Raw genomic sequence first — 24920 nt, 5'->3', positions numbered from 1 at the left:
TACAAGTAGTTTTACTTTATACTAAACAATAAAAAACCCGCCTTAGCGGGTTTTTTGATAATTAGCCAAAGGCCAATTAGATTGCAGTTACGTTTGCTGCAGACGGACCTTTAGCACCGTTCTCGATAGAGAACTGTACATTCTGGCCTTCAGCCAGGGTCTTGAAGCCTTGATCTTGGATTGCAGAGAAGTGAACGAACACGTCTTTGCTGCCATCAGCTGGAGTGATGAAACCGAAGCCTTTAGACTCGTTGAACCACTTTACTTGACCTTTCATCATGTTAGACATGTTTATTTCCTTTATTAAAAAATTTTGCCACCATGGGCGTGTTATAGCCGGTTATCAGTCGTTACTTATGGAGGCACTATGAAGGAAATTCGTCAGTGAAGAGCTATCAACGATAACGCTTTAAATATGAACCACTTTACTCAAGATGTCGTGCATAAATAGGTCTGTACCACAGGCCGAGACGCATTAACTCATGACCGGCTTTTAATAGCAACTCTTTTTAGCAGGCAAACAGAAGATTCTTGATCGCTTGCCTAAAATAAAGCCAAAAAAGCCATTTATTATACTCTTGATACTCATTTTTACACGAAATAATCACCCAATTAATGGCTTCCTGAACCAAGACCTACGAGTACATTCAGAAAAATAATTTCAAAATACGCTAAATTCGCCTGCTTTCATCACGTTTATCGGTTAGCGCTAAAAGTTTATCTTATAAATTTGCTAGAATAAGCAGCCACCTACCCCAAGAGAGAGACATGAGACCGAAATCTGTCACTTTAGATGATGTTGCACGCCAAGCTGGTGTTTCGTATCAAACAGTATCGCGTGTTTTAAATCAGGCGACTCATGTCTCGCCCAACACCCGCAGTAAGGTTGAACAAGCCATGGCTGACCTGAACTACGTCCCTAACCGGGTAGCACAACAATTGGCGGGCAAACATAGTCTTACTCTCGGGCTTGCGACCACCGACCTCTCTTTACATGCCCCCTCGCAAATCGCGGCAGCAATAAAAAGCAAAGCCCGTGAGTTAGGATACTCAATCGTCATTGCCATGGTAGATGACCACAGTGACCTTGCCTGCCAACAAGCCATAAATGAGCTATTAGCTCAACGGGTTGATGGCATTCTAGTGAATGTCCCCCTGAAACCAACGCGCAGTCAGAAGGTCGTCCAGCAATGTGCGGGAACTCCGGTGCTGTTTCTGGATGTTGATCCGCAATCTGCGGCATTTAGTGTTCTGTTTGACCCCAAGGTCGGAGCCATTCAGGGGGCAGATCACCTGATTACATTAGGCCACCAGCAGATAGCGCTAATTTGTGGGCCGAAAGATGCCATTTCATCTCAGTTGCGCTATCAGGGCTGGCTACAGGCCCTGAGCAGTGCCAGATTAACACCACAGGCGGTTTATCACGGGGAGTGGGATGCCCGAAGTGGCTATCAAGCAACGCAGAAACTCATTACCAGCCATATCCCGTTCAGTGCCATTTTAGTGGCTAACGATCAAATGGCGCTTGGTGTGTTGCGTGCTCTTCATGAACATCATGTCAATGTGCCGAGGCAGGTCTCCGTCATCGGTTACGATGACACCGCAGACAGCGCCTATTTTCAGCCCCCACTGACCACTGTTAGGCAAAATTTCAAACTCTTGGGCGAAGAGAGCGTATCTCGCCTGATAGTCAGGTTGCACCATACCATTGAGCCCCCTTCTGAAACGTTGCTATTAGCCACCAAGCTGACAATACGTCAAACAACCGCCCCATTCTCGCCAGAAAACGAATAAATGCGATCACTCTCGACTATTTAACCAACAACTATTTACTTTATCTGCCACTGAATTCATCTTGGCGGCATCAAATTGTGAGCGCATAACATTTATTCCTATCGCTCGCCAAAACACGATAATATTCGCAGAGATGGGGTTGAGATCATGACGTCACGGCAAAGGACACAACAACAGGTTAAGCCAACCCTATCGCAGATTTTGTCTCGCAGGGACTGGGAGAACCCACAAGTGACGCAGTATCACCGCCTTGAAGCACATCCCCCCTTCCAGAGCTGGCGTGATGTTGATGCCGCGCAAAGTGATTCACCCTCTTCACAGCGGCAGTTACTCAATGGGTTATGGTCGTTTAGCTATTTTTCCCAGCCTGAGGGGGTTCCCGACGAGTGGATTGATCATGATTTAACGGAAGTAAAGAGGTTACCGGTCCCCGCCAATTGGCAGCTTCATGGTTATGACGCACCCATTTATACTAACGTGCAATACCCTATTCCTGTTGATCCCCCATTTGTGCCAAAAGAGAATCCCACGGGTTGCTATTCCCGTGAATTTACTTTGGCGGCAGATTGGCTCGCATCAGGCCAAACACGCATAATTTTTGATGGCGTTAATTCAGCATTTTATCTGTGGTGTAATGGGAAATGGGTCGGATACTCCCAAGACAGCCGCTTGCCCGCTGAATTCAATCTTACCCCCTATTTACGCGCGGGGAGTAACCGTATCGCCGTTCTGGTGTTGCGTTGGAGCGATGGCAGCTATCTAGAAGATCAGGATATGTGGCGCATGAGCGGTATTTTCCGTGATGTCAGTTTGCTGCATAAGCCAGAGATTCACTTGCGTGATATTCATATCGCTACCCACCTATCCCCGGAATTCAGTTCCGCCAATTTAGACGTGCTGGCAGCAGTTAACATCCCACTACTTGATATCAATGACCCCATAGTCACTGAAGCCTATCAAATCCGCGTACAACTTTGGTTGGCAGATAAGTTGATTGCCAGCTTGCAACAACCGCTAGGTACTCAGATCGTTGACGAACGTGGCAATTATTCTGACCGTACTCGTTTGAGCTTACCGATCGAACGCCCCTTATTATGGAGTGCAGAGCAGCCGACACTCTATCGTGCGGTGGTTTCCCTACTTAATAACCAAAATGAACTGATTGAGGCGGAAGCCTATGATGTCGGATTCCGGCAAGTTGCTATTCATCAGGGCCAGCTTAAAGTTAATGGCAAAGCGATACTGATTCGAGGGGTCAATCGTCACGAACACCATCCGCAAACCGGCCAGACAATAGATGAAGAAAGTATGCGGCAAGACATCATTCTGATGAAGCAGCATAATTTTAATGCGGTGCGCTGCTCGCACTATCCAAATCATCCATTATGGTATCGGTTATGTGACCGCTATGGGCTGTATGTCGTTGACGAAGCCAATATCGAAACACATGGAATGCAGCCTATGGGCCGTTTAGCTGACGACCCTCAGTGGTTCTCTGCTTTCAGTGAGCGAGTCACACGGATGATTCAACGTGATCGCAACCACCCTTGCATCATTATCTGGTCATTGGGTAACGAATCGGGCCATGGAGCAACCCATGATGCTCTCTACCGTTGGGTTAAAAGCAGTGATCCTACTCGCCCGGTGCAATATGAAGGGGGTGGCGCAAACACCCCCGCGACCGACATTGTGTGCCCAATGTATGCTCGTGTAGATGAAGACCAGCCTTTTCCTGCTGTCCCAAAATGGTCAATTAAGAAATGGGTTGGCTTACCGGATGAGTCTCGCCCATTGATTTTATGTGAATATGCCCACGCCATGGGTAACAGCTTCGGCGGTTTTGCCCGCTATTGGCAAGCGTTTCGCCAATATCCACGACTACAAGGGGGATTTGTTTGGGATTGGGTAGATCAAAGTCTCACCCGTCTTGATGAGAATGGAGAACCTTATTGGGCATACGGTGGCGACTTTGGCGATAAACCCAACGACCGCCAATTCTGCATGAATGGGTTAGTTTTTCCTGACCGCAGCCCACATCCAAGCTTATATGAAGCGCGGTGCGCACAACAATTCTACCAATTTTCATTATTAAGTACGGCTCCATTGGTGATAAGTGTCACCAGCGAATATCTATTCAGAAACAGCGATAACGAACAGCTCTATTGGCGCATTGAATGCGAAGGTAAAACAGTGCTGGAAGGTGATCTAGTGTTGGATTTGCTCCCCGAAAATACGCGCAGTTACACACTGGCCGGGGAGTTACCTATCATCGATAACCCCGGCAATTTATGGTTAAACCTTGAGGTCAGGCAGATAACAAAAACACCTTGGTCGCCAAGTGATCATCGCAGCGCATGGCATCAATGGCAGTTACCGCAGACCCTTTCTGTACGATCGACTCCTTTACTTAAAGACAATGTGCCAAGCACTCCTCAACTGTATCAAGACATACACCACATTATCGTGGCATACCAGCAGCAGCGCTGGCAGTTCAATCGCCAATCTGGGTTATTAGAACAGTGGTGGGTGGGTGAAAATCCAATGTTACTCAGTCCGCTACGCGATCAGTTTGTCCGTGCCCCACTGGATAACGATATTGGTATCAGTGAAGCCACTCGGATTGATCCCAACGCCTGGGTTGAGCGCTGGAAAAAGGCGGGAATGTATCAGTTAGAATCGCATTGTTTATCATTAGAGGCCGATAGTTTATCTAGTTCAATACAGATCCGTGCCGAGTACAGCTACGAGTTTGCTGGTCAGCGATTACTGCAGACAGATTGGCTATACCGTTTTGATCAGCAAGGCTGTATGACCATTGATGTCCGCACGCATGTGGCGACAGCACTCCCCCCTCCAGCAAGAATCGGTATGTGCTGCCAATTATCAGAAATCGCAGAAAATGTGAACTGGTTAGGGTTAGGGCCCCATGAAAACTACCCTGATCGACAACTATCAGCACAATTTGGCCACTGGTCACAACCCCTTGAACATATGCACACCCCCTACATATTTCCAACCGAGAATGGGTTGCGCTGTAATACCCGTACCTTGAATTACGGTCATTGGCGAATCAAGGGTAACTTCCATTTTGGTATCAGCCGTTACAGTACTGAGCAACTCATGACCACCAGCCACCAGCATCGACTCAAACCAGAGCAAGGAACTTGGCTAAATATTGATGGCTTCCATATGGGGGTTGGTGGTGACGACTCATGGAGTCCCAGTGTCCATGCAGATGATTTACTGACAGACAGAATCTATCAGTACCAAGTTTGCTGGCAGTACAACGTTTAGATTTATAACGCTTAGACTTGCAGAGGAAAGCTTAGATTTATGGCGGCAAAGAGCCGTTGAGTCTGTAACGATATTGGCGCGCAGTTTCAGATTTATACCTATATCGATACAGAAGTAACACTCATACAATCAAAGCGTTCAAACATCTCTTAGTCTTGATTTAGTCATGCCTTGTTTGTCGCCATGCAAATCTGTCCAAACATGAACGACTCCTTTGTAAATTTATGCGCCCTCCCTATTGGGCGCTTTTTTTGTTTTTTTACACCTGCAATGCCGCACTCCTCCTGAATCTAGCCATCACTTAAGCACATTCTCGTCATGAATTATTTCCATTACAGCGCTAAGATACTCACTCAGTCATTGGTATAGCGTCTGATCTGGCACCTTCACGCGACAGAGGAATCTTATGAAATTATTAGCTCATCTTCCGGCAAACATGGTCGCGATTGAAATCACACAGTCCGGCGGTCCAGAAGTGTTACTACCGATAACGCGGCCGACCCCGATGCCTGCCTCGGGTGAAATACTGATTAAAGTTTCAGCCGCCGGTGTTAACCGGCCAGATGTGATGCAACGTCGTGGCCAATATGCGCCACCGTCCGGAGCCTCAGACATCCCAGGACTAGAAGTGGCGGGCGAAGTGGTTGCTACCGCTGCCGATGTCAGCCGCTTTAAGATTGGAGACAGAGTATGTGGGTTGATAGCGGGTGGAGGTTATGCCCAGTACTGCGTTATACACGAAACCAATGCTTTGCCGATCCCCGATAGCCTTACTGATATCGAAGCGGCGGCACTACCAGAAACTTTCTTCACTGTATGGACCAATCTATTCCAACGAGGGCATTTTACCGCAGGTGAAACCGTCTTAATTCACGGGGGATCTTCCGGTATAGGAACAACAGCGATACTGCTAAGCAAAGCATTTGGCGCAAAAACCGTGATAGTCACTGTAGGTTCTGAGGAAAAACGGCAGGCGTGCCTAGCATTAGGTGCAGATGTCGCCATTAATTACCACACTCAGGACTTTGTCGCGGAAACCAAACGAGCGACCTCAGGCAAAGGAGCCGATGTTATTGTCGATTTAATCGCCGGAGACTATGTCGCGCGCAATTATGAAGCGGCTGCCATGAATGGCCGTATTGTCCAGATTGGTACGCAAAATGGTCACGCCAAAGACCTTAACTTAATGTTAATGCTGCTAAAGCGCTTAACACACACCGGTTCCACATTACGTTCACGCAGCGTGGCAGAAAAAGCCCTGATCGCCAAAGAGTTAGAGCAACAAGTTTGGCCATTACTGAGTGAGAGTAAAATGAAACCACAAATTTTCCGGACATTCCCACTGGAAGAGGCAGCAAAAGCCCATGAGTTAATGGAAGGCAGCACGCATATTGGAAAGATTGTCCTGACAGTTTAATGCTGTTTTGAGACTATTATTGTCTACATGACGATAATTCATCAGGTGTAAACGAGTATTAAGTGATGGCTTCCACCTGATGAATTAATAACATACAGGCCTATTCTGCTTCGTACTCTCCTATAACAGTTTAGCTGGCGAATTCATTTAACTGCTATACTTCAGACCTAACCTTCCATGCTAATCTATAACACGCGTTATGGTTTAATTTTATGAGTGATAAACAGAAGGTCATAATTATGGACATAATTAAAAAGATATTAATCGACGATATCGCAAGAATAAACCAAAAAGAAAAAAGGGATGGTCGGTTAAAATTCAACAGCGATTTTGTCTACAAGCACCCGTACCTTTGTATAGCGATGTTAGTGTCATACATTTTTGTTCTCGCTTTGATGTACTTAACGCCCTACTTTGGCACTGGGTATATGGTTGCGTTTACTGTTTTCTTTGTCCTGATGTCAGCAATTCTGATGATGGAGATCAAACCCGTATTTCGGTTTGAAGATATCGGCATTCTTGATTTACGTGTTTGTTACAACGGTGAGTGGTTCTTTAGTCGCGCGTTATCAGCACAAGCTATCGACGAGATTTTGAGTAATAAAAATATCAGTGATAAATTTAAAATTCGCTTTAGGCATATTATTAGTCACAAAGGCGAGATAGATTTTTACGATGTCTATGACTTGGCCTATCTGCAAAAAAAATCGCCACAATCCAATGTGCCGAGTGCCATCGCTTCATTAACCCGCACATCAGCTTAGAAACAGTCAGTCCCTGCCCCAATACTCAAAAACACTTTCGCCCCAAAGGGGTAAAGTGCTAGCAAAAGATTGGCCTCTATGTTTATCAGATACATTCGATTTATTAGGCAAATATCGGTAACCCATTAAAAAATCGCCTATAATAAGTTAATGCACCTAATAATAAGAGGCCAGTATAGGTATGGATAAGATTGATGAACAATTGATTGCCATTTTAGCGGAAAACGCCCGTATTTCGCTGAAAGACTTGTCCCAGCAAGTGAATCTCTCCTCCCCCAGCACATCCGAACGTCTGCGGCGCTTTGAAGAACGTAACATCATCCGTAGCTATACATTAGACTTAGACCAACGGGCATTTGGTTATAGCTTGCAAGCAATTGTGCGCGTTAAGCCCTTGGTCGGAATGCTACATATTGTCCAACAAATGATTCAAGAAACACCAGAGTGTGTTGAATGTGACAAAGTAACAGGAGACGATTGTTTTATCAGCCGCCTACACATTCAATCTATGGAACAATTGGATACCATCACCGATCATTGGTCAGAACACGCCGAAATCCAGACTTCAATTGTAAAATCATCACCCATTATGCGGCGGTTACCACCATTAACGCCGTTAGTTAGAAGCTGTAAATTCTGAAAATTGTGTTACAAACCTCACTTTAACTATAATAAAGAGTTATGATTCCAATCATTGAATGAATATCTAACAGCGGAAAATCGATGAGTAGTGATAATCTAAATCAAGCGTCAGATTCATTGATTCTTACGCTACCCCAAGACCATTGGGAGCAAAACCATGCGGAAGATTGCAGTGCCGTTGAGGCTCTCGAACAAGGCAAAGTTCTCTATTTACCCCAGCTCGCTTTTGAACTTAGCGAACAGGAAAAACAGTTGCTGAATCCTGCATTGGTTGATGTGAAACGTAAGAATATCAGCTTCAAGCCACAGGAAGGCGTGCTGACGGGTGTCACCGATGAAAGCAAGGTTGCATTAATCCGTCAGTTGCTTGAGCGCTATTACCAAAGTTGCCTCGGGCTGGTCAATCAATTATTGCCGGAGTACTCCTCCGCCCTACATAGTCCGACCAACAGCCTACGCTTGCACCCAGTGGCCGCTTGGCGCGATAAGACATCTTGGCGTAAAGATGATAGCCGGTTACATGTTGATGCTTTCCCTTCGCGCCCTAATTATGGCGAGCGCATCATCCGTATCTTCTCCAATATCAATCCTCATGGTGAGCCTCGTTCATGGCGAGTGGGCGAAGACTTTACACAACTTGCCAGCCGCTATTTGCCCCAACTTGAACGCTATTCACCTATCAGCAGTTGGCTGCAACATAAAGTGGGGATCACTAAGCGCCGCCGTAGCCATTACGACCATCTGATGCTTCAGTTACACGATAAAATGAAGTCAGATCTGGATTATCAACAAAATGGTCTGCAACAAGCGATTGATTTCCCTGCGGGCAGTAGCTGGATCTGTTTTTCAGATCAAACTCCCCACGCGGCAATGGGCGGGCAATATATGTTGGAGCAAACCTTCCTACTGCCTGTAGCCGGAATGAAAAACCCTCAACAATCCCCGCTAAAAATATTGGAATCATTGACACAAAAGAAACTGATATAGCTCACCACTTGTTACTGAATACACACCACAGGGAGTCTGCAAACAGGCGGATTCCTTATTAGGGTAATGTTACCGCATGACATTATATTCCCCACCATCTCACTGCAAAAAAAACGCTTATTCATCTTGATCCTCGATAAAAAAATAAATATCATTTTCCGCGTCAAGTCAACGAAGGCTGTAATAGTTAAAGTATTGGAGGTTAATATGGTTAAAGTCTATGACAGAAATAGAAACCAAATTATCCCAGGCAAACGTGTTATGGTCGCGCAAACAGGGGAAATAGACGTAGCAAAAGCTATCCATGCAGAGGGTCTGGCTCCTGTACAGGCCGAGCGTGAGCCAGTTGTAGAGTTACAACAAACGGGTGCGCGTTACGTACCTTTCGATTTAGTCAGACTGGGCTAATTATTTTTTGCATCGCGTGACGTTGTAAATTGATATCTATCCTTATTAATACGAGTGCTTATGCGCCGGAGTGAACCTATATCGTCTAGGTAGCTCCGGCGTTATTACTTATATAGCACTGACTCATTCTATTATAACAACCACAAGATTTAACCGAGTCGCCATATATCCGGCCAATGTTAAAATCAGCCAGATAGCCCAATTTAAATATGGCATGCAGGTTCAATCACCTGAGCCACTCTCTTTTGGAAGGTATCAAGCTGGCAAAGTTTGTCTGTACCGATGTTCTCACAACCTTCGATCTCAATGGGAACAATACCGGCTGGATGACTTTTCAGGTCTAACTTTTCACTATTTCGTAACTGATCCATTGTTTGATAGAACATCTTAACTGCGACATATTGCTGATGGTTATCTGGATTCTGCCATAGTTCAAACACCAGCCCCCCACCCGGCGGGGTGTTATCGGGCTGTTGCGGTAGCTGCCAGTTGGCTCCTAGCATACCGCCAATATTGGCGATATTGGTATCATGACCGCCAAGGAAAAGGAGTTTGGTCTGCTCAGATAATGGCAAAGTTTGGCCTTGCCCCTTACGCTGAAGCACTAGCGCCGTCACAATCTGTTGCAACAACGGAGTTCCCTTATGACGGGCGATATAAGGTGTTTTAGCCATCAAATCAAATTGCGCATTATGCAGCGATAATAATGAGACCCAATTTTCCGCTCCACTTAATCGATGCCAAGCGACATCCGGCATCCCTTGCGAATTTTGTAGCAAGAAGATTTCACCCAATGTGGATGAGAGTGCCAGCGGCCCACTGAGCGATACCTTTGTCCCCTGCTGATTCACCTTAACTTCATTGGCAGCAAAGGTGGCAAAATCACAGGATTTTCCTTGTTGCTGTAGTGACTTGCAATAGGGGGAAGCAGTGAAATTGAGAATCTCGCCCATCTGGGCAAATGGCTTAGCATAACGCTGGCTAAGTTCACTTAATGGCGCCCCCAGTTGCGCCTCAATGGCCCTATGGGTTTGTGTCGAATCTAGCTGACACACACCGGCTTCGACGGGGTGAAACAGTGGATCAACCTTTTTCAAATCAGCCTGATAATGCACCTTTAGACCGCACCCCGGAGCTATGCCATCAAGGAATGCTTGCCCAGTTAAACGGGTTCGTTGATCGATATCGGCTTGCGCATAGAGGGTTCCATCTGCCGGGCATCCTGCCGGGAGCAATCCTTGATTGCGGAAATAATCACCATAGAAGCCGCCCATCAGTGTCACTAATTGCGCACCTCTGGGGGTTAAATACCCCGCTGGTACCGGCCATTGAGGCCACTTATCCGGTGTGACATCATTCATTAACTCTGTTTGTTTCGTCGGCGAACGAACACCATGGCGGCTCAAGATAACCACTCGCTCCAAAGTGTAACCCGTCACTGGTGCAGCAACTGGTGCAGCACTGATCGCAAAACTACCTAGCATTAAGCCCAGTGCAGTTAATCGCATGCTATTCATTGCTATTTTCACAATTTTATATCCTTATTAAAACTACGAATATTTTTGCCACAACGAGTATGGTTGACGATCACGGGCCTCACAATGTGCAAAAGCAATAAACAGCAAAACACAAAAAGAAGTACACGGTGAACGATGATACGGGCAATGGGTTTTGTAGCCGTTATCAGAGAGATATGTTTTAGTTGCGAGTACAGTTTGGGGCTAACGTGGACAAACAGGGAATAATTTATATAATCAGGCCAAACAAATGAGAAGGTCTGATTATGTCATTTACTGAGTGGGTCATTCTGGGTGTGGTTATTGGTTGTGCCGTGGGTGCTTTACTGAAGATTTTTGGGAAGAAAAAAGATAACTAACTTTTTTAGTTCCCAAACTATCCCTTGGATAAATAGCACAGAAAACAACTAAGCGGCCATCGCGGCCGCCATTAATTAATCGTATTTAGCCGCAACAATAAGATATTAGCGTGTTACAGAAACGGTGACTTCAGCCTGCACAAATCCATATCGGCTCAGTGGTGTGACTTTAACTGAGGTGGGCGCTGATTTAATCGTAAATTGCTGAGTGGTAACCAGCTACTGAGCGACCCTTTACCGAGTCTTAGTGTGATAAGGATCGCTGAATTTTTTTTCTATAAGTGCTTGAATAATTGCAGAGTGCGAGGAATTTCCCCCTCTGAAAGAATATCTCCTCGGGTGTTTTCGAGGCGGCCTTTTCAACCGCTCATGTATCACTCCATGAAATGGTTGCGAACATGGCCCCTTTTGCGGCATGTTTACAACAACACCTCCCTGCTTTAGACGTTCGAATTATCACTTTGTGAGCAACCTGATGATTAAGTGGCTGTGGAAAGCAAATCAACCGCAAGCGGAGATTCTTGCGCAGTGGCGCGAGGCGCTAAATATTCCCTTGTTAGCGCCTTTAAATGAGCAGGAGCAGGAGCGACTGGTCTCAGTGGCGAGTCATCTGCTGCAACAAAAGCGGCTAGTGCCATTGCAGGGGTTGATTTTAACCCCACTGATGCAAGCCCGTCTTACACTACTGTTCGCGCTACCGGTGATGGAGCTGGGGGCCAAATGGTTAGATGGCTTTCATGAGGTACTTATTTATCCTTCACCGTTTGTGGTTGAGGATGAGTGGCAAGATGATCTCGGCTTGGTACATTCAGGTCAAACGGTACAATCCGGCCAGAGTTGGGAACAGGGGCCGATTGTCCTGAATTGGCAAGATATCCAAGACTCATTTGATCTGTCAGGCTTTAATTTGGTCATTCACGAAGCCGCACATAAGTTGGATATGCGTAACGGCGGCAACTCAAACGGTGTGCCGCCGATTGCTATGCGTGATGTCGCCTCATGGGAGTATGACCTGCATCAGGCGATGGATAATATTCAAGATGAGATAGATATGGTGGGGGTCGAGGCTGCCAGTATGGATGCTTATGCCGCCAGTGACCCGGCAGAGTGTTTTGCCGTGCTATCAGAGTATTTTTTCAGTGCGCCCGAGCTGCTTGAAGGCCGTTTCCCCGCTGTTTACCAACATTTTTGTGCTTTCTATCGCCAAGACCCACTGGCCAGACTGAAACGTTGGGAAAAACAGTAGTGCCGTTTCAATCTCGATTGCTCAGATGCTGAGCAATCGATCCAAATGTACTCATTTAACGTTGACAGTATCGGACATGCTAGATATCATGCGCCCCGTTCACACGATTCCTCTGTAGTTCAGTCGGTAGAACGGCGGACTGTTAATCCGTATGTCACTGGTTCGAGTCCAGTCAGAGGAGCCAAATTAGAGAAGCCCGCTTAAGGAAACTTAAGCGGGCTTTTTGTTTTCTTCTTTTATCAACGCCGATTTTACAGCGCATAAAAAATCAGCGCGGCAATACCGCCGAATAATATCCATTTGATCAGATAGTAAATCCGGCGATTCCAGGCTTTTAGCCGCTTACCAACCTTGCGCACCGCGTAGATATATTTAAACATCCGGTTCACGCCGCCAGTACGATCCCCCTCTTCATTGGGTGCCGTGGCGGCACTCATCAAATGACGCCCTAACCAGTGGTTAACCCACTGTGCCCAGCGGTAGCGCATGGGGCGCTCAATATCACAAAACAGAATCAGCCTGTCCTGCCCGCTTTGATTTTCGGCATAGTGAATATAGGTTTCATCAAACAAGACTCCCTCACCGTCGCGCCAACTGTAGGTTGTGCCGTCAACATCAATAAAACAGCGATCGTCGTTCGGGGTCATTAAGCCCAAATGGTAACGCAAAGAGCCAGCATAGGGGTCACGATGCTTGGGTAGGCGGCTGCCATCAGGTAACTCAGCAAACATCGCGGCCTTGACTGAGGGTAACTCGCGTAATAACGAGGTGGTGTGCGGGCAGAGCGTCATCGCCGAGGGATGGCTATCTTCGTACCACTTTAGGTAAAAACGTTTCCAGCCCGTTTTGAAGAAAGAGTTAAAACCCGCATCATTATATTTATCCGATGCTTTGATTTGCTGGATCTCCATCAGTGCTTTGCCTTCCTCCCTGATTGTTGGCCAGTTTTCGCGCAAAATGGCCAGCTCAGGGAAAAGATCCTGCTTTAAAAAGGGTGTCGTGGGAACGCGTGAAAACAGATACATAAACACATTGATGGGGGAAACAAATGTCGAATGGTCTGAAAGTTGCCGCCAAAACTTATAACGTATTTTCCCTCGAATGTGTACATAGATGACACAGAGGATAAAAACAATGAGCACGATATATTTCATGATTTCCTATCAGATAAATATGGCTGGTAGAAAAAATATTTAGTCCATTTATATTAAAATTTCCAATTTTAAATTCTGAAAATTTATTTCGAAAATCGTTAGCATCAAGATTAATAAGCAATAAATGTTTGAATGTCACTATCGTTGACGGTGAAACAGCCGGTAAAACAGCGGCCTGCGGGGAAGTCATCACTTAAGTCGCGTAGTAGCTGCAATTCAAAACGCCCTGATGCCAGCGAATAACTAATGAGACGTGCCTCAAGAAAATCAAAATAGCGGCCCAGTTGCGGATAGACCGCTTTGAATAAGCTCTCTTTCGCTGAAAAAGCTAACGTCAGCAAATGGTTGAAAGGCAGTGGGCCTTCTTGAGAGTCGCGGTACTCCTCCTCACTAAGAATACCCGGCCACAGGTTCTTGGCTCTTTCAACAGGAATCAGACTTTCGATATCCAGCCCAATACCGTGGACATCGCGGCTTTCAGTGAGTGGTCCTACGGCGGGAGTGATAATTTGAGCCGTGCATAATGCACGTTGGTTATTATGGCTAATGCTGCCAATCAGGCCCGTTGGCCACAGGGGTGCACGATCCAACCCATTAGCCAGCGGATAGTCACGGATTTCCAGCATATTCAGAACTTGGCGGGCCACAAAGCGCCCGGCCAGATATTCAGCACGCCGTTGACTCACGGCCTTGTGCAAGCTACCGGGAAACGCAATGCCATAGACAGCAAAGAGTTCATCCCGGTATTCATTGACATCAAAATCACATTTCGCCAGCAGTCCATGGAACAGCGGCTGACCATTTAAACCGCTGGCGGGCAGTGCGGCAAAGGTAAAGTTACGGATAAATACCGACGTCACACAGTATCCTAATCATATTGATTCATCGGCTTTATAGTAGTAGTTAACCTTCGCCACCACAATATGAGAACCCTATTCAATAGCGTAACCTGTTGTCGGAGCAGGTTTTTAAGTCAGTACCACAGGCTCATGATTGGCCAGCCGACCAGCAGCAGCATGGAGATATAGAACAGCCCCATGATCCCACCCAGCCGCCAGTAATCTTTCGATTTGACGTAACCGCAGCCATAGATAATCACCCCCGGCCCCGTGGCATACGGCGTCAGAACCCCCATGATCCCGATGGACAACACCAGCAGCATGGATAAATGCTCCATCGGCACCCCAGTCAACCCTTTCCCTACCGCCAAAATAACCGGCAGCATGGTGGCCGTGTGCGCAGATAAACTGGCGAACAAATAGTGAGAGAAGTAGAACACCAAGACCAGCGCCACCACTGTCATTGTCGGTGAGAAGCCATCCAGATGGGTGCTCATGGTGTTGGCAAACCAATCAATAAAACCGGAACGGGTCAGGCCGTTTGCCATCACCACCAGTGTTGCCAAATTAACCAAGGTATTCCAAGCGCTGGAGTATTTAGTGATATCTTTCCATGACACCACATGCAGCGCCAACATCAGGGATACCGCCAGTAAGCCAACCGCCGTCGCATCAATAAATGCGCCACCAAATACCCACAAACAGAGGCTCAGTAGCACTAATCCGATCAAAATCATCTCTTTGCGAGTCAGCGCGCCCATCTCATTCAGTGCAGTTTGCGCCCAAGCCGCCACTTCATTACTTTTGGTCACGCCGGGTTTATACAGCACATAAGAGAGCCACGGTGCCACGATCAGCAAAATTAACCCAACAGGCAAGAAGGCCAAGAACCACTGCATCCAACCGATATGGACGCCAGCGATTTTATTCACAAACTCAATACCCAGCACATTAGGGGCTGCGCCAGTCACAAACATGGAGGAGCTGATACTGGTCCCGATCACCATCATCCACATCAGATAACCGCCAATGCGCCGTGACGAGGGGTCATTAGGGAAGGAGTCAAACAGCGGCGGCAGGTTTTTCACCACCGGGAACACCGTGCCACCGGTACGGGCGGTATTCGATGGCGTAAACGGAGCCAGTAGAATATCAATAATAACAATGGCATAACCTAGCGTCAGGGTACGCTTGCCCATAAACTTCACCATAAACAAGGCGATCCTGCGGCCCAGTCCGGTGGCTTCATAGCCGAGAGCAAAGATAAATGCGCCAAATACCAGCCAGACGGTGGTACTGGAGAATCCTGCCAGCCCCCATTTCAGTGACTCTTTGCCGCCATTAAAGCCTGCATCAGCCACTTCTGCGGCACTGAATAGCACCCAGTCGGAGCTAAGCACACAGATCGTCACCGCGATAAAACTGATCGCCGTGGCGGGAATCGGCTCTAAAATCATCCCCACAATCATGGCGACAAAAATCGCGAAATAGCGCCATGCTTGAGGTGGCATACCTTCTGGGGTCGGGATCAGCAGCAGAATGGCCAGCACCACAAAAGGCGCGAGCGCTTTCCATAATTTCTCTTGCGACTTCAACATAAAGAGACTCCTATAACACCGTTATTATTTTTGTGAGAGGGATGATGGGGGGAACTGCGCCAGCAACCAGGTCAAGATCAGCAGATCAGCACTGCCGCCGGGACTCAGGTTGCGAGCGATACATTGGGCGTCAAACTCTCGCACCCGCTTCTGACTGAGTGGGTTGCCCATCCCTGCCGATGAGAGTGACGTCAGAATTTCCGTCGCCTGTTGTTGTAGCCATTGCAGCCCCGCCATACCGCCACGAGAGACCACATTGGTATCGCGGTTGACGGACATCAAAATCAGCAAGGTGTGCAATAGGGCGTGATCAGGTTGCGTACCCTCAGCTAATAAGCGCTGATACGCAGGTAAGGCATGAGTCAATACGGTCGCGAAGCCCGATTCCGCCTCGCCTCGCGCGCCCGTCAGACCGTGCTGATAGAACAGGCGCTGCCCCGCCGTTTGCTGGGGGTTGGCTTGACACAGCTCACGTTGCGTCAGCCCGCAACACAGGCTCGCCACCTCTTGGCAAACGCTATCAGCGTTGATCACCTCAGCGCTGATAAGTTCTGCCCGAGCTTTCAGCCGCCCAAGCGCGCAGCAGATCAATCCCAATGAGAAAACACTGCCTTTGTGGGTATTGACGCCGCCAGTGGCACGAAACATGCTGTTTTCACACGCCAGCCCCAACGGGCGCAAACGGCTCAGTGCCGCCTGCCCGTGTAGATGGGGGTGGCTGATGCCATGCTCAATAAAACGCGGCAACCATGGCGCAATCGCATCGGCGCTGTAATAGAAGTCAATGAGCGCCATATCCTGATGTGCGCCGCAGTTGAAGCGATCGACTAAACCGGGCTTGGGTGTCAGGTTGACCTCGGTCAACATCGCCCGATAAGCCAGCGCGCCCCAGTAGGCTGAGAAGCCCGAAGCCGTCCCGGCCAGCCCCGTGAGTGAGGGATCTGCCCTATTGTCAGTGCGTTGCAGTTGTGGCATTGAGCATCAACTCCATCTGAGCCAACAATTCGTCAATGCTGTGGGTTTGCGCCCGACCACACACATTGGCCGGGCGATGACACAACAGGCAGCGGCGCGGCGGCAAGCCAAGGTCGCGGCGCGACAAGATCTGGCCGGAGGCATCAAGCACATCGATATCCCATAACCGGCCCTGTGGATGCTTAAGCTCAAGCAGCAGTGCCGCGTCTTTCACCTGCTCAGCCGGGAGATCAACGGCAATCAGACCTTCACAGCCAGTCGGCAAGGGGAAAACCTCTTGCTGCAACACGGGCCAGCGCTGTTGTTGGATCAGGGTGGTGATAGCCTGCCATGCCAACGCAAATAGCTTGCGAGTCAATGGGTTATCTTTCACCGCGCCGGGAGCCACCAGTGTGAGTGAAATCAAGCTCACCTGATGACGCGCCAACCAGAGTTGTTGCCGCTGCTGACGGGATTCACGGCTGGTGAGCAATTCCGGCAAACTGATGGGCCGATTGGCCGCTAATGCGGGAGAGAGCGTATTCATCGCCTACTCCTCAATCTGGTGCACAACATCAATCACCGACCCGTCGCGGTAACGCACCACGGCCACGACGCGATCACTGAATTTGATGGGCTGCGGTAGCCCAGTCAGAATCAAGGCGCGTTGATAGAGCCAATCGATGGTCACTACAGGCAATCCGGCTTGCTGCAAGCGTTCTGCCAATTCTGGCCGCGCCGGATTGACCGCAATACCATGATCGGTCACTAAAATGTCGATACTGGAACCGGGGGTCACACAGGTGGTGACCTGATTAACCAGCGTCGGGATGCGCCCACGCACCAGCGGGGCGACGATAATCGACAGGCGCGCCGCGACCGCCGTATCACAGTGACCACCGGAAGCCCCGCGCAATACGCCATCCGAGCCAGTCAGCACATTGACGTTAAAACGGGTGTCGATCTCCAGCGCGCTGAGCACCACCACATCCAGCCGATCAACTGATGCCCCTTTCGAGCTGAAATTGGCATACTGATTTGCGCTGATCTCGATATGACGGGGGTTGCGGGCCAGCGAGGCGGCCGCCTGCCGATCGAAGCTCTGGACATCCAGCAGTTTGGTGATCAGCCCTTTCTCATGCAGTTCCACCATGGTTGAGGTGATCCCACCGAGGGCAAAAGCGGCAGTAATGTTGCGCCGCACCATTTTGTCTTCCAGAAAACGGGTGACGGCCAGTGAGGCCCCGCCGGTGCCGGTTTGTAGCGAAAATCCATCGACAAAATAGCCTGAGCCAGCGATAACATCAGCAGCACGGCGGGCAATCAGTAACTCGCGAGGATTGGAGGTCATCCGGGTGGTATCCGCGCCAATCTTGTCGGCATCACCCACCTTTTTAACCTGCACAATCAAGTCAACCTGATCCTGCGTAATACTGGCGGGGTGATGGGGATAAGCCACCAGCGCTTCGGTCAGCAGCACCACACAACCCGCATATTCGGCATCCACTCTGGCGTAGCCCAAAGAGCCGCAGCAGGCATTGCCACTAAAACCATTGGTATTGCCGAATTCGTCACAGGCGGGCACGCCGATAAAGGCCACATCAATGGTCAGTTCACCGGACTCGATGAGGTTAACCCGTCCACCGTGGGAGTGAACTTGAACCGGTTTGCTCAGTAATCCGCGTGAGACTTCTTCAGCCAGTGGCCCGCGCAGGCCAGAGGTGTAGATCTCACTGACCACGCCATTGCGAATGTGATCCACCAGTGGCGAATGGCAGTCGCTGAGAGAGCTGGAGGCCAATCGCAGATTTTTGAACCCCATGGCGGCGATGGCATCCATCACCAGATTCAAGGTTAAATCGCCAGCACGGAAAGCATGGTGGAAGGAGATGGTCATACCATCGTGCAGCCCTGAGCGGCGAATCGCCTTTTCTAATGAGTCGCAAATCTTGATGTCACGGGGCTTCTGCGCCTGCAAATTCGCTTTCGAGGCGTTTTGATACGGTGGATGCACCGGGCCGTTATCCTGACGGAGAGTGAAATTTTCTACGCGTTGTTGCCTATTCATCATTTATTCCTCACGCAAACCGCTGACTGCACGTTGCAAAACCAACCGCGCCCGTTCAATGACCGGGCTGTCTACCATCTTGCCGTTCAGGGAGACCACCCCGCGCCCTTCGGCTTCTGCTGCCGTGGCGGCATCGACCACCGCCTGAGCATGGCGAACCTCTTTTTCAGTCGGGGCATAAAGGTTGTGTAACAGTTCGATTTGACGTGGATTAATCAGCGATTTGCCATCAAAACCCAGTTGTTTGATCAGGGCCGCTTCCTGCAAGAAACCCGCTTCGTTATTGGCATCGGAGTAGACGGTGTCGAAAGCCTGAATCCCCACCGCGCGGGCGGCCTGCAAAATAGAACAGCGCGCAAACAGCAGTTCAATGCCTTCCGGTGAGCGCTCAGTACGCAAGTTGCGGACATAATCCTCCGCCCCCAAGGCGATCCCCATCAGGCGCTCAGAGGCTTGTGCAATCGCCAGCGCCTGCGTAATCCCTTGTGCGGACTCAATGGCCGCCAGCAGCCCCGTGCTACCCACTTCGCGACCACACTCCGACTCAATACGGCTGATCTCCCGCGCCATATCCTCCACATCTTTCGCGCTGTCAGTTTTCGGCAATCGCACGATATCCGCCCCGCCGCGCACCACGGCTTCCAAATCCGCCAAGCCGTAAGCGGAGTCCAATGCATTGACTCGCACAATGGTTTCCACATCTTGATAAAGCGGGTGTTGTAAGGCGTGATAGACCAAACGGCGGGCAGCATCTTTTTCGCGCAGGATAACCGAGTCTTCCAGATCAAACATCAGCGCATCAGCTTGATAAATAAACGCATTGCTCACCATGGCGGCATTGGCACCCGGAACAAACAACATGCTGCGGCGCATTCTGTTTTTCATTTCAGTTTTCATCACTGCGCTCTCCATGGCAGAATTTTTTCATCGCAGGCTCTGAGCAGCGCCGTTTCAAGTCGGGCCTGCAAAACGCAATCCAGTGCGCCTTTATCATCAATAATCAGTTGCACCCCGGTCACCCGATGCTGTTCCAGTAACGCCAATACGCTGTAGCGAATGGCCTCACCAAACTGCTTATCCACGCTGCTGTGAATTTGCAGATCGATTTCCGGTGGATTTAATGGCGCAATACGCACCATGACGTCGCTCGACTCCAGTGTTCCGGCGACGGCCTCTCTGATAATTTTCATTTTTCACCTGATTAACTTATCTTCAAATTCAGTGGCTTCTGACTGACGTATCAGTACCTATCTTTGCGCCCTGCTTTACCGACTCCCATCAATCGGCTAAAACAGGGCTGGATTCTTTGCGGGCAAGGCGCTTTTCTCTGTGCTGGCGGTCTTTTGCGCGCGCTGCGCCAGCAGTCGTTGTAAGTAGTGGCAGGTGGCTGGCGGAACCAGTTTGCGAATGGTCTCCGCATCTCCCTGCGCTAATAATTTGCGGACCCAAGAGGCGGAAATGGCAGTGTTGTGATATTTAAGGCGCTCAATTTCCACCAGTGAGATCGGTGGGTAAGGTAATGACGCGGTTTCCAGCCAGTAGCCCATGTCGCGGTTATATTTGGCGGTCACGGTACAAAATGGCTCCGTACCCACAAAGCGGTGAGTGACACCCAGCGCGGGCGCTAAATATTGGCGGAATATTTTTAGGTCAATTTCGGTGTAGCAGTCATCGGCGACACCTTGGTCTTTAATGAAATAGCAGGGGAAAGTGGCGCGGGAGATCATATATTCCGAACCGGGATGCACGGTGAGATTGGCAATATCTTGTGTGCCATCCAGCACTAATTGCAGCCGATCGTCATAAGGGAAACGTGAATTATCCTCTTTTACTAAAAACAGATGTAACCAATCACACTGCGCCGCCGCCTGACGTACTAAATATTGATGCCCACGCGTAAAAGGATTGGCATTCATCACGATGCTGCCAATTTTTTTCCCCGGCTGACGTAATTGGCTCAACTGTTTGGCATAGCGCTGCAAACGGCAGGCGCTATTTTCCATTAGCACCACAATACCCGGCACACTGGCGATAGGATAAAAGCCGCAATCTTTAAATAAGCTCTCGTTTTTCGTTTTGGTATAGATAAACAGATGGCTGTGATGACGTTCATAGGCCAAATTAACCAGCTCAGTTGCCAGTGTCAGCGCCAAGCCTTCGCCCCTGACCTCCTCGCTAATCGCCACGCACTTGATAATGTTGCCGGCAATGCCACCACAGGCCACCAATTTTTCATTACGGCTTACGGTAATAAATACGTCAACCGTGGTATCTATATTCAGATCGTTAGCCCGTAAGAAATGGGTTATTTCCGCAATCTGTTGATGGTCTGAACGATTAATTCGGCTAAATACCGCATCCATAATTAACTCTCTATCATAACGTTTACATAACAAGTAAGTGACAAGTTAAATACGGCTAGTAAAATAATTTAACCTTCACTCTTAAAATAAGAAATTCACATAAAAACAACAATGTAAAATAATATTTCGACACTCTATTTTTTAATTATGATTAATTGACGAGCACATGCTAAACATAAAAATAGCGTGATTAATTGACCTATTTCACATATAAGATAGTAAATATAAGTTATTTAATGGTTTTAATTTTCTTAATTATTAATATATATTTTTATTTTTCTTAGCTATTTAATTATTGCCTAAATTGAATTATGTTAGCGCCATGACTAATGTCCCATTTGTTAATAAAGATGAAGGTGAAGGTGAGTAGAGCAGCTAAATTAAAATGGCGCGGCCGAATATGGGGTCGGTTAAAAAATATGGCCTTCCCGCTGCGGATATTTCTGCTGCTATTAACTGTCTCTATTCTGCTTGTCGGTGCCTTGGATCGTTTTCTTAGCCATAATTTTGAGCAATACCTGCTGGATCAGGTCAGCAAAACCGCGATGAATCAGGCCAAAATTATTGCTTCGATGGATTCGGTGGTGAGTGCCGTTAAACATCGTGATAAGGCCCAGTTAGCGGAGATTGTGAGTCGGCTCGGGAGTACCTCAGATCTGGACTATCTGGTGATCGGCGACACTCAATCCATTCGCCTGTATCATCCCAATCCGAAAATGATTGGCTACCCGATGCAATGGACCAAACCCGGCGCACTCGAGAAAGGTGAGAGCTACATTATTTTCGGCAAAGGGTCGATGGGTGAAGCCATGCGCGCCAAAACCCCGATTCGCGATGAGCAGGGGAAGATCATCGGGGTGGTCTCCCTCGGTTACCTGATCAGCAAAATAGATCACTGGCGGCTTATCTATCTGTTGCCCCTCACCCACTCATTTATTCTCGTGCTGGCGCTGCTGCTCTTGCTGTCATGGCTGTTTGCGCACCATATCCGCCGCCAAATGATGGGGATGGAGCCGAAGGAGATCGCACGGGTTCTGCGCCAGCAAGAAGCGCTATTCGGGGCAGTATTTGAGGGACTACTGGCGGTAGATCCTGAGGGGAAGATCACTGCAATCAATCAAAATGCGCGTAAAATGCTGCGAATCTCAGCCACGCCACAGCAGTTGATTGGTAGCAAAGTCAGTGAGGTCGTCTCACCTGACCACTTCTTCCTCGATCAAACCGGTGATAACCGTCAGGATGAGCTTTGCACCTTTAATGGCTTGAATACTATTGCGAATCGGGCTGGCATCTGGTCAGAAGAGGGGGTATTTCAGGGCTGGGTGGTGAGCTTTCGTAGTCAGGATGATATTCATACCCTCAGCGCTCAGCTCAGCCAGATTCAGCAATATGTCGAGAATCTGCGCACCGTCCGGCACGAACACCTGAACTGGATGTCCACCCTAAGCGGGCTGTTGCAGATGAAAGAGTTTGATCGGGCGCTGGAGATGGTGAAAACCGAATCCTCCTCCCATCAAGCCCTGATTGATATGCTGCGCACGGCCTTCAATAACCGGCAGATTGCCGCGTTACTGTTTGGTAAATACCATCGCGCCAAGGAGTTAGGGCTGAACCTGAACTTTGTTCCTGGCTGTCAGTTAAGCCATCTTCCCGCCACGATTGGCGAGAATGAACTGGCCGCCATCATGGGGAATTTGCTGGATAACGCCTTTGAGGCCAGCTTGAAAAATCCAGACAGTGATAAACAGGTGGAGATTTATCTGTCTGATGAGGGTGATGATGTGATTCTGGAGGTCGCTGACCACGGTTGCGGTATCGACCCACAATTACAAGATAGCCTGTTCGAACGGGGTATCAGCTCTAAAAACTCAGATGAACACGGGATCGGCCTCTATCTGGTGGCGACCTATGTTCAGCAAAGTGGCGGCACCATCACGATAGAAGAAAATCCGCCACGTGGCACCCTATTTACAGTCTTTATTCCGAAGACGCATTGATCTCAAAGACGGGGAGATCCCATGGAATGGCTCAATATTTTAGTGGTAGAAGATGAAACACCACTGGCAGAGATGCATGCAGAATTTATCAAACAGAGCAGCTACTGCCATGAAGTCTGGCTGGCGGGCAATTTGCAGCAAGCCCGCAGCATGGTGGCTCGCTTTAAACCCGATTTGATTCTGTTAGATAACTATCTGCCCGATGGCAGTGGCTTGGAATTATTACGTGAAATGACCTTACAGGGCTTTGCGGGTGGTATTATCTTCGTCACCGCTGCCAGCGACAGTGAAACCGTATCGGAAGCTATCCGCTATGGGGTGTTTGATTACCTGATTAAGCCCGTGGCCTACGAGCGGTTGGAGCAATCATTGGCCCGCTACAGCCACCGTCATCAAGTGTTGCAGGATGGCACCCAGGTCAATCAGCGCCAGATCGATGAGATGTACAATACCTATGCCCGCGGTGAGCAAAAAGTGACCCTGCCATTGGGTATTGACCAGATGACGCTGGATAAAATCCAAACGCTATTCAGTGATAATGCCGTCGAGTACACCGCCGAAAATGTCGCGCAAATGCTGGGATTAAGCCGCACTACAGCACGGCGTTATCTGGAGTTCAGTGCCAGCAATCAAGCGCTACAGGCAGAGATCATCTATGGCAAGGTCGGCCGTCCGCAGCGCATTTACCGCAGCCGGAAGCAGGGGTAAACTTGTGTTTCTCGCTCCACGGCAATCTGTGGAGCGCCCCATTTTTTAATCACAATTGCCTACTTCCTCATCAGATTTATCTTGCAGATGTTAAGCCTCTAACATTTCTGATAACAACTATTGCTCAGCTAACGATTGATCAGCATCATGCAGCTATCTGCCCCACAATAATGAAAAATTATGATTAATGTCGCATTGATAGATGACCATATTGTGGTCCGCTCCGGTTTTGCCCAGTTGTTATCACTGGAAAAAGATATTCGTATTATTGGTGAGTATGGGTCGGCGGCAGAGGCATGGGCTAATCTCCCCAGCATTGATGTCCATGTTGCCGTGATGGATATTTCAATGCCGGACGAAAGCGGGCTAAGTCTGCTCAAGCGCTTGCGCCAAAAAATGCCCCATTTTCGCGCCATTATTCTGAGTATCTATGACACCACCGCTTTTGTGCAAAGCGCGATGGATGCCGGAGCCAGTGGCTATCTGACCAAGCGCTGCGGCCCAGATGAGCTGGTACAAGCACTGCGCACCGTCAGTGGCGGGGGTCTCTATCTCTGCTCCGACGCTCTGCGCGCGCTGCGCCATATGCCACTCCAACCGCCACAACTGGCAGTACTGACGCCACGCGAGAAAGAGATATTTCAGTTATTAATCAAAGGGATAAGTGTTAAATCCATTGCTGAGCAACTGCTACTCAGTCACAAAACCGTGCATGTGCATCGGGCCAACATTCTGGGCAAACTCCAGTGTGAAACCACCGTCGAGTTAGTGCATTTTGCGCTGCAACACCAGTTGCTGGCAGGTAACTGAG

At 48.7% G+C, this 24920-nt stretch carries 22 protein-coding genes, 1 tRNA gene and 1 pseudogene; 12 read left to right on the top strand and 12 right to left on the bottom strand.

Annotated features, from left to right (window positions below):
* Nucleotides 1–76 precede the first annotated feature (76 nt).
* A complete protein-coding gene (gene cspE, locus HRD69_RS13525; protein ID WP_002210893.1) occupies nt 77–289 on the bottom strand; it encodes a transcription antiterminator/RNA stability regulator CspE in 213 nt (70 codons plus the stop codon).
* A gap of 479 nt (nt 290–768) precedes the next feature.
* On the opposite strand from cspE, the gene HRD69_RS13520 reads away from it, so the two are divergent.
* From HRD69_RS13520 to ydfZ, 7 genes are all read left to right on the top strand, one after another.
* Nucleotides 769–1794: a LacI family DNA-binding transcriptional regulator gene (locus HRD69_RS13520; protein ID WP_004873560.1), complete on the top strand. Its 1026-nt coding sequence runs from the start codon at nt 769–771 to the stop codon at nt 1792–1794.
* 147 nt (nt 1795–1941) lie between these two features.
* Complete coding sequence (locus HRD69_RS13515) at nt 1942–5088, top strand: beta-galactosidase (protein WP_004873561.1); 3147 nt, start codon at nt 1942–1944, stop codon at nt 5086–5088.
* Nucleotides 5089–5494: 406 nt separating this feature from the next.
* A complete protein-coding gene (locus HRD69_RS13510) occupies nt 5495–6505 on the top strand; it encodes an NAD(P)H-quinone oxidoreductase (RefSeq protein WP_004873562.1) in 1011 nt (336 codons plus the stop codon).
* A gap of 239 nt (nt 6506–6744) precedes the next feature.
* Nucleotides 6745–7269 carry a YlaC family protein gene (locus HRD69_RS13505; protein WP_032813104.1) on the top strand — a complete coding sequence of 175 codons (525 nt, stop codon included), beginning with the start codon at nt 6745–6747 and terminating at the stop codon, nt 7267–7269.
* Between the two features lie 181 nt (nt 7270–7450).
* Entirely contained in the window at nt 7451–7909 is a 459-nt protein-coding gene (locus HRD69_RS13500) for an Lrp/AsnC family transcriptional regulator (protein ID WP_004873564.1), read from the top strand.
* Between the two features lie 83 nt (nt 7910–7992).
* A complete protein-coding gene (gene kdoO, locus HRD69_RS13495) occupies nt 7993–8898 on the top strand; it encodes a Kdo hydroxylase KdoO (protein ID WP_004873565.1) in 906 nt (301 codons plus the stop codon).
* A gap of 207 nt (nt 8899–9105) precedes the next feature.
* Nucleotides 9106–9306 carry a putative selenium delivery protein YdfZ gene (gene ydfZ / locus HRD69_RS13490; RefSeq protein ID WP_032813106.1) on the top strand — a complete coding sequence of 67 codons (201 nt, stop codon included), beginning with the start codon at nt 9106–9108 and terminating at the stop codon, nt 9304–9306.
* 203 nt (nt 9307–9509) lie between these two features.
* Here ydfZ and HRD69_RS13485 read toward each other — a convergent pair whose 3' ends face one another.
* Together HRD69_RS13485 and HRD69_RS13480 are read right to left on the bottom strand one after the other, a co-directional pair.
* A complete protein-coding gene (locus HRD69_RS13485) occupies nt 9510–10823 on the bottom strand; it encodes an AppA family phytase/histidine-type acid phosphatase (RefSeq protein WP_425273778.1) in 1314 nt (437 codons plus the stop codon).
* A gap of 464 nt (nt 10824–11287) precedes the next feature.
* Nucleotides 11288–11395 (bottom strand): annotated as a pseudogene (locus HRD69_RS13480) (fimbria/pilus chaperone family protein); the annotation flags it as partial.
* 262 nt (nt 11396–11657) lie between these two features.
* Between HRD69_RS13480 and mtfA the strand changes: the two are divergent.
* The gene (mtfA, locus tag HRD69_RS13475) at nt 11658–12428 is read left to right on the top strand and encodes a DgsA anti-repressor MtfA (RefSeq protein ID WP_032813046.1); all 771 of its coding nucleotides are present in this window, start codon (nt 11658–11660) and stop codon (nt 12426–12428) included.
* A gap of 108 nt (nt 12429–12536) precedes the next feature.
* Nucleotides 12537–12612 (top strand) — tRNA-Asn (locus HRD69_RS13470).
* A 67-nt stretch (nt 12613–12679) separates the two neighbouring features.
* Here the strand turns inward: HRD69_RS13470 and lpxO are convergent.
* From lpxO to citC, 9 genes are all read right to left on the bottom strand, one after another.
* A complete protein-coding gene (lpxO, locus tag HRD69_RS13465; protein WP_004873569.1) occupies nt 12680–13582 on the bottom strand; it encodes a lipid A hydroxylase LpxO in 903 nt (300 codons plus the stop codon).
* Nucleotides 13583–13692: 110 nt separating this feature from the next.
* Nucleotides 13693–14442, bottom strand: coding sequence for a 4'-phosphopantetheinyl transferase family protein (locus HRD69_RS13460; protein ID WP_004873570.1), 750 nt, complete (start codon nt 14440–14442; stop codon nt 13693–13695).
* A gap of 113 nt (nt 14443–14555) precedes the next feature.
* Nucleotides 14556–16019 carry an anion permease gene (locus HRD69_RS13455; RefSeq protein WP_004873571.1) on the bottom strand — a complete coding sequence of 488 codons (1464 nt, stop codon included), beginning with the start codon at nt 16017–16019 and terminating at the stop codon, nt 14556–14558.
* Between the two features lie 24 nt (nt 16020–16043).
* Nucleotides 16044–16994, bottom strand: coding sequence for a triphosphoribosyl-dephospho-CoA synthase CitG (gene citG, locus HRD69_RS13450; protein ID WP_071984806.1), 951 nt, complete (start codon nt 16992–16994; stop codon nt 16044–16046).
* On the bottom strand, nt 16972–17520 hold the full coding sequence (gene citX, locus HRD69_RS13445; RefSeq protein ID WP_004873573.1) for a citrate lyase holo-[acyl-carrier protein] synthase: 549 nt from the start codon (nt 17518–17520) through the stop codon (nt 16972–16974). Before citX ends, citG begins: the two co-directional genes overlap by 23 nt.
* Nucleotides 17521–17523: 3 nt before the next feature.
* Nucleotides 17524–19041 carry a citrate lyase subunit alpha gene (citF, locus tag HRD69_RS13440; protein ID WP_032813047.1) on the bottom strand — a complete coding sequence of 506 codons (1518 nt, stop codon included), beginning with the start codon at nt 19039–19041 and terminating at the stop codon, nt 17524–17526.
* A 3-nt stretch (nt 19042–19044) separates the two neighbouring features.
* Entirely contained in the window at nt 19045–19938 is an 894-nt protein-coding gene (locus HRD69_RS13435; RefSeq protein WP_004873575.1) for an aldolase/citrate lyase family protein, read from the bottom strand.
* Nucleotides 19938–20231 carry a citrate lyase acyl carrier protein gene (gene citD / locus HRD69_RS13430; protein ID WP_032813048.1) on the bottom strand — a complete coding sequence of 98 codons (294 nt, stop codon included), beginning with the start codon at nt 20229–20231 and terminating at the stop codon, nt 19938–19940. Before citD ends, HRD69_RS13435 begins: the two co-directional genes overlap by 1 nt.
* A gap of 96 nt (nt 20232–20327) precedes the next feature.
* Entirely contained in the window at nt 20328–21404 is a 1077-nt protein-coding gene (gene citC, locus HRD69_RS13425; RefSeq protein WP_004873576.1) for a [citrate (pro-3S)-lyase] ligase, read from the bottom strand.
* A gap of 419 nt (nt 21405–21823) precedes the next feature.
* Here citC and dpiB point away from each other — a divergent pair, with 419 nt between their 5' ends.
* The 3 genes from dpiB to HRD69_RS13410 all read left to right on the top strand — a co-directional run bounded on the left by dpiB (nt 21824) and on the right by HRD69_RS13410 (nt 24919).
* Entirely contained in the window at nt 21824–23401 is a 1578-nt protein-coding gene (dpiB, locus tag HRD69_RS13420; RefSeq protein ID WP_004873577.1) for a sensor histidine kinase DpiB, read from the top strand.
* Nucleotides 23402–23422: 21 nt separating this feature from the next.
* A complete protein-coding gene (gene dpiA / locus HRD69_RS13415; protein WP_004873578.1) occupies nt 23423–24109 on the top strand; it encodes a two-component response regulator DpiA in 687 nt (228 codons plus the stop codon).
* Nucleotides 24110–24289: 180 nt separating this feature from the next.
* A complete protein-coding gene (locus tag HRD69_RS13410) occupies nt 24290–24919 on the top strand; it encodes a response regulator transcription factor (protein ID WP_004873579.1) in 630 nt (209 codons plus the stop codon).
* Nucleotide 24920: the final 1 nt, after the last annotated feature.

Origin of the sequence: Yersinia mollaretii ATCC 43969, assembly GCF_013282725.1 — a bacterium.
Lineage (GTDB): Bacteria > Pseudomonadota > Gammaproteobacteria > Enterobacterales > Enterobacteriaceae > Yersinia > Yersinia mollaretii.
The sequence above is the reverse complement of the archived record's forward strand: the minus strand, read 5'-3'. Positions and strand labels throughout refer to the sequence as shown.